The sequence below is a fragment of the Chitinophaga sp. genome, from assembly GCF_036569125.1.
Classification (GTDB): domain Bacteria; phylum Bacteroidota; class Bacteroidia; order Chitinophagales; family Chitinophagaceae; genus Chitinophaga.
In genome coordinates this window covers 1-12,138 of the sequence record NZ_DATCRF010000597.1, presented here as the reverse complement: position 1 = coordinate 12,138, position 12,138 = coordinate 1, and the positions used below count along the sequence as shown (strand labels likewise).

7 protein-coding genes are annotated in these 12,138 nt (G+C 47.2%); 3 read left to right on the top strand and 4 right to left on the bottom strand.

Translation table 11 applies throughout. From position 1 onward, the window contains the following. Positions 1-498: 498 nt before the first annotated feature. Both VIM87_RS22325 and VIM87_RS22320 read right to left on the bottom strand, forming a co-directional pair. Positions 499-1,347 carry an aminotransferase class IV gene (locus VIM87_RS22325; RefSeq protein WP_331999151.1) on the bottom strand — a complete coding sequence of 283 codons (849 nt, stop codon included), beginning with the start codon at positions 1,345-1,347 and terminating at the stop codon, positions 499-501. 45 nt (positions 1,348-1,392) lie between these two features. Then, entirely contained in the window at positions 1,393-2,415 is a 1,023-nt protein-coding gene (locus VIM87_RS22320; RefSeq protein ID WP_331999150.1) for an NAD(P)-dependent alcohol dehydrogenase, read from the bottom strand. Positions 2,416-2,546: 131 nt separating this feature from the next. Here VIM87_RS22320 and VIM87_RS22315 point away from each other — a divergent pair, with 131 nt between their 5' ends. After that, positions 2,547-3,545, top strand: coding sequence for an AraC family transcriptional regulator (locus tag VIM87_RS22315; protein ID WP_331999149.1), 999 nt, complete (start codon positions 2,547-2,549; stop codon positions 3,543-3,545). A 129-nt stretch (positions 3,546-3,674) separates the two neighbouring features. Here the strand turns inward: VIM87_RS22315 and dinB are convergent, their stop codons facing one another. Then, a complete protein-coding gene (gene dinB, locus VIM87_RS22310) occupies positions 3,675-4,766 on the bottom strand; it encodes a DNA polymerase IV (protein WP_331999148.1) in 1,092 nt (363 codons plus the stop codon). Between the two features lie 277 nt (positions 4,767-5,043). On the opposite strand from dinB, the gene VIM87_RS22305 reads away from it, so the two are divergent. Beyond that, entirely contained in the window at positions 5,044-8,241 is a 3,198-nt protein-coding gene (locus tag VIM87_RS22305; RefSeq protein WP_331999147.1) for a SusC/RagA family TonB-linked outer membrane protein, read from the top strand. Between the two features lie 539 nt (positions 8,242-8,780). Here the strand turns inward: VIM87_RS22305 and VIM87_RS22300 are convergent. Continuing rightward, on the bottom strand, positions 8,781-9,788 hold the full coding sequence (locus VIM87_RS22300; RefSeq protein ID WP_331999146.1) for a FecR family protein: 1,008 nt from the start codon (positions 9,786-9,788) through the stop codon (positions 8,781-8,783). 572 nt (positions 9,789-10,360) lie between these two features. Here VIM87_RS22300 and VIM87_RS22295 point away from each other — a divergent pair. Continuing rightward, on the top strand, positions 10,361-12,138 hold a 1,778-nt coding region (locus VIM87_RS22295; protein WP_331999145.1), incomplete at its 3' end, for a hypothetical protein.

Below are 12,138 nucleotides of genomic sequence, written 5' to 3'. Positions count from 1 at the left end.
GCCCCGGGGAGATCAGAGCGATGGAAGAGCATTATGTTGGTGCATCAGATTCCTTGCATTTACTATTATGAACCCAGGGAAATGAGAGCAATAGAACCGATGAAACTCCTTTATGTCAGTTGCTGCAAGTTCTTCACATTACCCCGTATTGCTTGTTTTCTTTTAGCCCCACCGTTAAAACTTTTGATAGTGCGTTCTCTTGCCGTGCCTCCCACCCATCCGAGCAGCGAACCTTGGCCGGCGTGATACGCTTGATAATGCCCCATCCTTATTTACAGCCCACACGACCCACTAAGCCCAATAGACTTACCGAACAGGCGGGCGCAGTTCGATGCCGGATGGGTGGGAGAACAAACCCGAGAAATCAAACCAAAAAGTCCAAGGGTTGCTCCCATATAACTACCAAACAGCGGGCGTCGGATGGGTGGGAAAACAACCTGAGAAATTAACTTAAAGTCCAGGGCGCTTATCTCCCATATAACTACCAAACAGGCGGGCTTAATTCGCTCCGGATGGGTGGGAGGAACGAACATACTCCCTTAATACTTCATTCAACCGCGCAGTAACAGCTCCCGGCCTCCCATTGCCAACAGGCCTGCCATCCAGCCGCAGTACAGGCAAAATGTATTTAGTAGTGCTGGAAATAAAAGCCTCTTTCGCAGCACGGAACTCTTCTAAGGTAACATCCCGCTCCTCCACTTTGTACAACTCGCTGGCTACTTTTAAAGTATGCATCCGCGTAATGCCCTTTAAAATATTGCGGGATGGTGTTACTACAATATCATCCTCCGTAATCATGAAAATATTCGCCCGCGGGCATTCCGTGATCAACCCGTGCCGGTAATACAGCAAGTCATCGGCCTGCTGTTCTTTTACAAACGGCTGCAGCCAGATGGCCATCAGGTAATCAATGGTTTTTATCTCCGGCAGCTGCCGCTGATGATTATAGCTTGCCAGGCGCAATCCTTTTTCAAAGGCATCTGCAGCAAGCGGGGTTAAAGGCTGTTGCGTGATCACCAGGTTAGGTGAGGCAATGCTATATCCGTCCTGCGGGTAACCACCGGTGCAGGAAATACGGATGCCGGCATCAGGGATCTGGTTACGTTGTATCAATTCATGAATGATAGCTTTCAATTGCTCCGGGCTTTGCTGCAACGGTAACCGCATTTGTGCTGCGGAATTGTAGAAGCGGGCCAGGTGGTCATCCAGGAAAACCGGTATGTTATTGATCGTTTTAAAGAAATCAAAAATGCCGTAGCCACGTTGCGTCGCCAGGTCAGTGACCAGCAAGGCAGCCTCGCCGGCCGGTACAAATGTATCATTGATAAAAACAGCCGCTTGGTTCATGCCGCGTAGATATTTGCCGAAAGATAAGGCAGCGCGCGGGTATTTCTATATTTTGATCACTACTTTTCCCATCAGGCGGCCTGCAGCAAAATATTGATACGCCTGTGCAGCTTCCTCAAAGGAGAATACACGGTCTATTACAGGATGCAGCAGGTGCACAGCTATAGCGCGGATCATGGCTTCCAGATTGCTGCGGTGGCCAACAAATAAACGGCGCATGGTAACCAGGTTGCCGGCCAGTATCAGGGGATCTATTGTTATCATCTTTTTTTGGAAGCCCAGCACGCTCACCAGCGCTACATTGGCATTGAGCGCAGCTACCTGTAATGATTGCTCAATGGTATCGGCTCCGCCGGTTTCTATGATATGATCTATGCCCTGTCCGTTGGTAAGTGCCTGTACTGCAGGCGGCCAGTTAGGTATGGTGTAGCGGTTGATCACATCATCCGCGCCCAGCTCAATGAGCCGTGCCGCTTTCTCCGGGCAGGAGGTAATGGCAATCACTTTTGCACCCAGCATTTTGGCGAATTGCAACGCAAACAATGCTACGCCGCCGGTACCTATGGTAAGTACGGTTTGCCCTGGTGTAACAGGCCCGCCGCCGGTAAGTGCGTTCCACGCCGTTAATCCCGCGCAGGGCAAGGTGGCCGCTTCTTCCCAGCTCAGGTGTGATGGTATATGCACCAGGCTTTCTTCTTCCAGCAATGCATATTCAGTGAGCATACCGGGGAGTGTACAGCCTAACTGGTACCGGCCAAGCTCACGGCTAAAAGGCCCGTCTATCCAGCGTGCAAAGTAGCTGCCGGTTACATGATCTCCTATGGCAAACTTTTGTATAGCTTCGCCAACAGCCACTACCTCCCCTGCCCCATCGCTAAGGGGTATTACGCCGGGTACTGACGGCAGCGGGTACACGCCGTTCAGGATATAGGTATCCCGCCGGTTCAGGGACACGGCATGCATACGTACCAGCACTTCCTTCGGGCCGGGTTCCGGGATGGCATGTTCTTTCAGGATCAGTTTATTGGCGGCGCCGGCATTTTCCAGGTGATATGCTCTCATCATCATTATTTTGATGGCAAAGCTAGGCCAGGCCGGCGCCGGCGGGTTTATCCAAACACGCCAATCATTGATCATTTTGCGCCATGGCATCACAGCCAGTTGTATTTACAATTATCTTGGCACAAATTTCAGAATGTATGGATCTGCAAAAAGCATTAGTAAAAAATCTGCTGGCCTATGCAGTGCGGCGGGAAATATCTGCGGAGCAATTATGCTCCCTGGCAGGACTTTCCATCTCGGCATTGCAAAGCAAAAACTCCCTGGTTATTACACCCAAACAGCTGAACGATCTGTGGCTGAACGCCAGCCACCTGAGCAACGATCCTTTATTTGGGCTGCACCTGGGCGAATCCATGCAGGCATCTGCCCTGGGCATGGTAGGGCTCATTATTCAGCATAGCAGCACAGTAGGCGAAGCGCTTACACAGGCCGCCTCTTTTACGCATCTTATCACCGACCTGTTTGGAATGCAGGTTACGCAACATAAAACGGGTTTCAGTGTACAGTTCATTCCATATAAAGATGGTACCCGGGAACACAGCTTTGCGTTTCAGCAAATGATGGACCTGTTTATGGCCTACACCCTGCATGAAATGGACGGACTGGTATTGCAGCCCATTCAGCCCAAACAGGTGAAGCTGCCCTTTCACAGTGATCATGAAGCGGAATATCAGCGCGTGCTGCGCTGTACGGCTATCCGGAAATCGAAGGAATATGTAATTGAGTTTGATAAACAGCATTGGGATACACCGGTGATCACTGCCAATTATGCTTTACAAAGCCTGCTGCTGCAAAAAGTAGGCGCGGTGGATGATGCATTAAGCAACATCCCCAACCTGCGTACCCGCTTAAGCAGCTATTTACTGGCCAATGCTTACCTGGGCATCCCTTCTTTGGAAGACCTGGCAGCCAATTTTAACACCAGCGCCCGTACGCTGCAACGCAAGCTGCAGGAAGAAGGCATCACTTACCAGCAGCTGGCAGAATCAGTGCGTAAATCGCTGGCGCTGCATTACCTGGAATCCGGTACTTACCCTATTAAAGAGATCTCGTATATACTGGGGTATAATGAGCTGAGTGCATTTACACGGGCCTTTAAGCGATGGACAGGCAGCAGCCCGGTGAACTATAAATAATGTGCGGATGTGCAAATATGCAGATGTGCAGATGTATTGATATATACTTTAATGGTTGTAATATAGAATAACACTACCAGGCAATAAACAGCAAAAAACAATCCATTTGCACATCTGCATATCTACACATCAAAACAGTTCCAGCTGCCCATTCGCCGGCGGCAGTATCTCACCAAAATTAGAGAGTCCTATCCCTAACAGCCGTACTTTATTATCCTCATAAAAAGCTGCGGTCATCAGCTGCCGGGCAGTAGCTTGTATGGTAGCAACATCATTTACGGGATAGCTAAGCGATAAATTACGTGTGATCTGCCGGAAGTCGCTGTACTTCACTTTCAGCGTAATGGTACGGCCCTTCAGATTATATTTCATTAAGCGGTTATGCACGGTTAGCGACAGTTTATCCAGCTCTGCGTACATTTCTTCCAGGGTGGTAAGGTCGTAAGGGAAGGTATCTTCTGCGCTCAGCGATTTGGTTTCGCGGTGTGGTTCTACGGGCCGTTCATCTATGCCCCGCACAATGCGGTAATAGAAACGGCCGGGTTTACCAAAGTGTTGGGTAAGATCTGCTTCCGTAAGTTTTTTCAGATCAGCGCCGGTGTGCAGGCCCATGCGTTTCATCTTGTCTGCCGTTACCCTTCCTACGCCAAAGAATTTTTCTACCGGCAGCTTTTCCATAAAATCCTCTATTGCCGAAGGACCTATGAAAGTAAGTCCGTCCGGCTTTTGCATATCAGAGGCTATCTTGGCTACAAATTTATTTACCGATACGCCGGCAGATGCCGTAAGCCGGAGCTCATCCTTTATAGCCTGCTTGATCAGCTTAGCCACTTCTATGGCAGAACCTATCTGTAGCTTATCCTGGGTTACATCCAGGAAAGCTTCATCCAGGGAAAGGGGCTCTATGAGGTCGGTGTAGCGGTGAAAGATCTCACGGATGCTGCGGGATACCTCTTTATATACATCAAAGCGCGGGCGTACGAAAATAGCCTCCGGGCAAAGCTGCAAGGCTCTTTTAGATGGCATGGCGGACCGGATACCGAATTTACGCGCTTCATAGCTCGCAGTAGCCACTACCCCGCCCCGGCCTTCAGGCAAGCCGCCCACTACAATGGGTTTGCCGCGATACTCCGGAAAATCGCGCTGCTCTATGGACGCGTAAAAAGCGTCCATATCTATGTGGATGATCTTGCGGAGCGGTTTAGAAGGTTCGTTTTGCATGCAGCACCAGGTAGCAAAAGACAAAGATAGGAAGGGATGGGAGAATAAAAAGGAAAAGGCCCCTGAGGACTGCTCCCTGACATTAACAAGAGATTAACCATTTCAATGATCGTTTATCATAATTTACGGCATTATTGTATCTAAGGACAGCATTACACCTACCGAGAGTAACTAACATAAGGAAGCGTTCAACTTATCACATGAGATTCATTTGATCCAGAATATGTATCCCCGCATATTTCCCCTCATTTTTTCATCCTGCCTTTTTATCACATTAATGGCAGGCAACTTCTATGCCTATACGCAGGGGAAAGATGCAAGGGTAACCATTACCTGTGAGAATCTTACATTAAGCGACTTCTTTAATGCAATCTGGGAACAAACCCAGCTGCAGGCTTTCTTCAACGACCAGCAAATAAATAGTTCGGAAAGGATCAGTGTAACATTTAAAAATGAGCCGCTGGATAACGTACTCGCCTATCTGCTAAGAAAAAGAGAGCTTACCTGGGACTACAGGGGTCAGGTATTTGTGATCTTACCCAGAAAAGAAGGCGATCCGCTGTTAGGTGAGATGCCGAAAAATGTTACCCGGATAGTAACAGGAACAGTACGGGATAATAATGGTATTCCTGTTAAGAATATTTTTGTTGGGGTGAGGGCCTCCTTTAAAGGTACCCGTACGGATGAAAACGGCCAGTTCAGGTTAAAAGATGTTAAACCGGATGCCCGTCTTGCAACACGCTCCATGCTCTATATTAATAAAGAGGTGATTGCAAAGGAAGACACCATCAATATACAGGTAGAACCCTATGTTGCCAACCTGGACCAGATAACCGTAGTGGGATATTCAAATCAAACGCTTACCGGGAATATCAGCAGGGTAAAAGAGGATGACATTACTGCACAACCGGTTTCAAACCCGCTTTTTGCACTACAGGGCCGCGTACCCGGATTAAATATTTCGGCTATCAGCGGGTTGCCGGGCAGTAGTTTGAACATCCGTTTGCGCGGAAGGAACAGCATTGACTGTAGCACAGACCCGCTGATAATATATGATGGGATGCCTTTCATTTCGGGACAATCCAATTCAGATGTAGCCAACACGCTTAGAAACGACGCCGGATTAGGAGCAAATGTTGCGGCCAGCACATTAAATCTTATAAACGTGCATGATATTGCCAGTATGGCTGTACTCAAAGATGCAGATGCTACCGCCATCTACGGCACCCGTGGAGCTAACGGGGTAATAGTTATTACCAGTAAAATGCCCGGAGAAGACAGGAAGGGAATGTCGGTAAGTGCCTACTCAGGCATTGCTGAAGCAGGCCATTTGATCAAATACCTGAATACCCAACAATATTTATCAATGCGTCATGAAGGATTGCGCAACGACAGGCGATCTGTTAACGATGAGGATTATGACCTCAAAGTATGGGATACCACGCGTTATACCAACTGGCAAAAAACACTGATAGGCGGAACCGGGCATGTTACTAATGCTAACATGGAAGTTGTGGGCGCAGGTAAAACCAGTAGTTACCGTTTAAGTGGCCTGTATAGGCGTGAAAGCACGGTTTATCCCACTAAAGATTTTTTTTACCTCAAAGGATCATTACGGTTTCAATACAACTTCAGCTCACTTAATAAAAAATTTAATGCTGCTGTTTCAGCAAATTATGTGGCTGACCGGAATAAGCTGCCCCCCCAGGACCTTGTCCAATTTTCCTCTTTACCACCGAATACACCGGAGCCTTATGTTAATGATACTATCAACTTTGCAGCAGGAACCTTTTTTGACAACCCTTATGGCTATATGCTTCGGCCTTACAAAGCCGGTTCACAGAATGCACGTGCTTATGGCACCTTTAGTTACCAGGTAACACCAGATCTATCTATAATATCCACGCTGGGTTATGGTTCCTTCAATGTACATGAAACACAGGTCAATCCATCAAGGTCATTTGGTGGCCTGGCCCCTGGCTTTAGCTATTTCGCGGATACTAAATTTTCAAACCTGATTGCGGAGATGCAAGGTTCTTGGAAAAAAAAGATTGGAAAAGAACAATTTAATGTGCTGATCGGGAGCACTTTTCAAAAGGATGGGAAAACTGCCCGTAGCTATGCAGCCTATGGCTATACCAACGATACGCAGTTGGAAGATAAAAAAGCGGCATCTTTAGTGGATACCGTTAACCAGCCCCGGCAAAACTACCGTTACATATCCTGGTATGCACACATCGGCTATAAGCATAACGACAAATATTTACTGAATATAACTATTAACCGGGACGGCTCTACCAGGCTATCTCCTATAGGTAGATATGGCAATTTTGGAAGCGTTGCGGCTGGATGGATCTTTAGCAGGGAAAACTGGCTGATACAAAACCGTATCCTGAGCTTTGGTAAGCTGCGTGGAAGCCTGGGAATAACAGGCAATGACAGATGGATGCCCAATGAAAGTAAAAACGCCTACCTCCCTTTTGCCGCTGCAGAAGAAAATATTTCCGTCGCCATACCGTATAAGAATTATACCTGGGAGAAAGTACGAAAAGCTGAAGTGGGACTGGACCTTGGTTTTCTTAACGATCAGCTGTTAGTGAACTTTAGCCTGTATAATAACCGCAGCACAAACCTGCTTCTCACATCAAAACTTCCTTATAACGGTGGTAAAAAAGATCCAGTGAATTATCCGGCCATAGTAGAAAACAAAGGCATAGAGGTAGAAATTATCTCCAATAATATAAGATCCGATAAGCTTACCTGGACAACAAATTTCAATATCAGTTTTCCCAGAACAGTGCTGAAAGCATTCCCGTTCCTGGAAATGACCACTTACTATAACTTCTACTCCATAGGGTTGCCGCTTGATATGTTTAAGGGACCTCATGTACTCGGCGTAGACCCGAAAAAAGGGATCTTCCTGTTTGGGGACAAGAAAGGAGACGGAGTTACTCTTGATGACAAGGTGTATGGCAAGGGTATTGGAGCTACCCTATATGGAGGGATACAAAATAATATCCGGTGGAGAGGTTTGGAAATGGAATTTCTCTTACGCTTTGTGCGGCAAAATAATTACGGATTCGAATATGCAGATTCCTATATTCCTGCGGGCGCTATAAGCAACCAGCCCATAACAGTACTGGATCGCTGGCAGCACCCTGGAGATGTGACCCATATACAGCGATTTACCAGTTCGTCATCTACACCGGAAGGAAGGGCTTTCGCCTATGCCATTGACGGCGATCAGCGGGTAACAGACGCTTCTTATATAAGAATGCAGTCATTATCTGTTGCCTGGCATCTTCCGGAAACATGGATGCAAAGGATCAGGATAAAAAGCGGTAAATTATTCGTACAAGGGCAAAATTTATTCACAATCACCAGGTATTCCGGTTTAGATCCTGAAACTGTGGCATCCTCTGAAAGATATCCAACAACCCGGATGGTTACTGCAGGATTACAAATAGCATTCTAAGAACAGGGGGCAAAGGCGCAGGCACCAGGTATTACACCACTCTTTAATTCAGGGGCTTGACTACTGTTATTACTTCTCGTACGGTGACGCGCATTACTATTAACTTATTGCGCAATCGATAGCAATAATGGGAGATGCTGAAAACCCATGTAACAGAGTAAGCATAAAACCAAAATTGATCATTATGAAAAAGTTCCTATGTAAACGCCGGCGTGAATCAATTACGCTTGCCGTACTATTATTGTCCACCCTGTTTTCACTGGGAAACACGAAGCGCACACTTGCCAGATACACGCAGAGCAATCTCCCCGGTTTTTGCCTGCAGGCAACCCCTCCGTCAGATTGCACGAGCATTGTAACTGGCATTATTTGCACTAGTACTTCGGGAAGTGTAACCACAACGTGGTACGTGGATAATTGTGTGAATGTACTCTATCGCCAGCCATAAGCCACACCGGGTAAAACGGGAACCATAACACATAACAACATAAAAACGGCAGGGTATGTTGTACCCTGCCGCTTCATTCATACCCCTCCTCTTACTTAGAAGCAATATGCAGCGTATCTCCCGAAAAATGACAATCAAGTTTAGTGACCGCTGGTATATTATTTATGTTAGCCATCAGGCCAATTGACTTATCGATCAAACCTGTATATTTTTTATCCAGCAGCCGCTCATCATCAATAACCACACAGGTATCAAACAGCCGTTCCAGCCTGGGAGCTATAGCATTTAGATCTTCATTGAAGAAATGGCACACTCCATTCTGCCAGGCCAAAGCAACATTACATGTGCAGGCCCGCAGCTGAAACGTGCTACCATGTGTATACACCAGCTCTTCGCCTGCACGTACAATAACGTCTTTGCCCATTGCTCTCACGCGGATCTTTCCCTTCACCAGTGAGATCTTTGTTACTCCGGAATCATAGGTATTAACATTGAACTCGGTGCCCAGCACCTCAATGGCGGCATAAGGCGTGTTAATGATAAAAGGCCTGCGGCCGGGCGCTACTCTGAAATACGCTTCCCCTTTGAAGCTCACTTTCCGGTCTGTTTTGGAAAACTGTACCTCCAGCCGTGAAGCTGCATTGATCCGTACTGTAGATCCATCCGGCAGGCTTACGCTATCTTCCTTTCCTCTGAATGTCATCACGGTGTGCACTGCAGTATCCTCCCTGTTAGCAAAAGAAAAAGCCAGTGAGCTATTCTTTCCTCCGAATGTGGGCGGCCCGTAATGGAAATAACAAATGCTGGAGATGATCATTAACAGTATAGCTGCGGCTATTCTCATAATCCCAATTTTATGCGCACGTCTTGCCCGGTCAGCAGCAATAACTTCAAGCGCATGGTGATACAGCTGCATAGCCGTAACAGATACTTTGTGACCACGAGAGCGATGCTGGTCTACTTCTTTGACATATTCCTCTGCAGCATCAGGATCGGCCGAAATGATCCCGCGAAGCAGCTGCTCATCATCAGGGCTGATGATACGCGCCAGTTTCTCGGCTACGAGATCTAAGAAGAAGATGTGGAGATTGTATTCCATATTTTATGACTGCGTGTTTTGGTGTGCATAAGGTTCTCCCACAATCGCTTTAACGCGATTGAGCGGCTTTTCCAGGTTATGTTATACTAACTCATGGAGGTTGTGGCAAGTGTTGCGCAAACTCATTTTGTCAGCTTTTATAATGTCCAGTCGACATTGATTGGGGCGCCATGACAGTGCATGATCACTCTATGCAAAGTCAGGGCAGCAGAGAATTATGCATTCTCCTGTTGTAAAAGTTTTAGCAGTGTGATAAATATTTACATAATTAATGGATTGATTGTTTGTCCCTAACTCATAGGTATTTAGGGTAAAAAAATCCTGCTCAATTTAACAGCAGGATTCGTAATAGATGGTTAAACATTCGTTAATGCACTTGTTATTGATCGATAATTTTTTATGGCGCTGCCCCAACTGGCCGGACACAATCCGCTAAACAATAATTTTAATTGCTATATGAACAATTAACAGACCTCCTTTGTATTCATAACAGGGGACCATAGTAAACAGACCGTCGCAGGAACCAGCACTTAATAGAAGCGGAAACCGTTTTGTAACCTCAAGCCGTGCTTATGCCAATTTACCTGTCTTGCCTGCTGGCCTGGCTTTTGTATAGCCTGTTCAATACTTTGTCAAAGAAACCGGTTGCATTAAGTAGCTCCCAATCCGCCGCAGCCATTGCCTTCAGTGCTTATGTCCGTATATTTTTTCTGGTAGCAGCTATTACCTATACGCTCCTGGCGGTGTTGGTTTTTATACTCAATAATTTAACAGGTGTTATTGAAAACGTTGTGCTTGCGCGGATGCTGTTTGCCCCGTTACGTGCCTTAAAACAGTTTCATGATGCGTTCCAGGCAAGCTGGCCATGGCTAATCCTGGTAGTGCTGCCCATTCTTGCGCTCGTCGTTATTTACTACCTTACCTCCGCCGGCATGCACCGCGCCCTTAATAAAGCCAATGCAGCACTCTCCATAACCGCAGGTGTAATACTCCTGGCTTCCCTTTTCATATTGCAGGCCATCCAGGTACCGTTTGCAACTGTAAACGCCCGTTACAACCTGGAAAACACTATAGTAACCCATCAGCTCCAAACCCTCAATGAAAAATGGAACCTCCGCTTCCCTCCGGGTACTGAAAAGCTCTCTCTCTCCGCAGATCTGAGCGCCGGTATTGCCCGATTAAGCCGCATCATGGAACGGGAAATTATGCGATCCTTTTTGCAGGACAGTATAAGCCTGGATAGCGTACAACAGTTCCGGTTAGTAAGCACCCAGCTAAGGCACACCTTATTAGAGGTCTACGTGGCGCAGAAACAGGCCGCCGCAGATCCGCATGCTTACCAGGTTATGAATCCATTTGATAGCTTTGAGACCGTCAGCCCCTCGCCGGCAGCTACCAGCTTCATTAAAGCCTACGCATACCAGGCAGCGCAGCCGGGACCTGTTACCGGCTTTGGCAAAAAAATGGAGTCCGGGCTTACTACCGCCGTTAGCAGGCTAAGCGCACGGGATCAACAGCTGTTCCGCATGCAGGTCAGTGACCTTAACAGCCTGTATAATGACCAGGTAACGATCGATGATGTAATTACCATGAGCTTTGAAAACCTGCACGACAGCCAGGCTGATAACTGGTCAAAAGAAATATTGAAGAACCTGTTAGGAGAGCCTGTTTTCCTAAGGTTTTTCACCGGCGCCTTTCCCCGCAGCTTTCAGAAAGCATTTGATAATATCCTGGAAATGAAAGCCAGGGAGCTGCTAACATCTATTTTCATTGATCACAAAACCGTGATGGCAGCCATCCATAACATCCCGCGCACGCCTGCGGGTAACGTGATCCCCGATCATCTCACAAAGATCAAGGACCATCTCAAAAAGCATCCCCTTCCTTTTGAAAAGATGAACAGCGCCATCCGGCAGTCGCCGCCCGCAATGATCTATAACCGCATGCAGGAGCAGGAATACGAAATGACCGAAAACCGGCTGGATGCATATGTAGAAAAAGCAGCCAACAACCTGGTAAGGCCCTATATTAAAGCCGCTTATGCCGGCGGACTAAGCGCCTATGAAGATTATTTCCCCAATTCCCTGCTATCATCAGCTCCCACGCATTATGCTGTGATCATGAAACCCTTGAAGCGGTTCTCGCCCGGCAGCATTGTTTCCTTTACCCGGGAGGAAGCTTTTAATAATGCCTTCAGCTTTTCCAACCTTTCCGCTAATCCCTGGATCGGCGGAGTGCTGATAGGGCGAAGCCCGGACAAGAATTCCACAACACCAGACATCCGGGACATGCAATGGTTGGACTCCGCAGGCTTTGTGCATATTACCCTTGTTGATGCAGCGGGTAAAAA

Excerpts from the sequence above, each read along its gene's own strand:
- VIM87_RS22325 (WP_331999151.1), bottom strand. The coding sequence starts at position 1,347 with ATGAACCAAGCGGCTGTTTTTATCAATGATACATTTGTACCGGCCGGC.
- VIM87_RS22320 (WP_331999150.1), bottom strand. The coding sequence starts at position 2,415 with ATGATGATGAGAGCATATCACCTGGAAAATGCCGGCGCCGCCAATAAA.
- VIM87_RS22315 (WP_331999149.1), top strand. The coding sequence starts at position 2,547 with ATGGATCTGCAAAAAGCATTAGTAAAAAATCTGCTGGCCTATGCAGTG.
- dinB (WP_331999148.1), bottom strand. The coding sequence starts at position 4,766 with ATGCAAAACGAACCTTCTAAACCGCTCCGCAAGATCATCCACATAGAT.
- VIM87_RS22305 (WP_331999147.1), top strand. The coding sequence starts at position 5,044 with ATGGCAGGCAACTTCTATGCCTATACGCAGGGGAAAGATGCAAGGGTA.
- VIM87_RS22300 (WP_331999146.1), bottom strand. The coding sequence starts at position 9,788 with ATGGAATACAATCTCCACATCTTCTTCTTAGATCTCGTAGCCGAGAAA.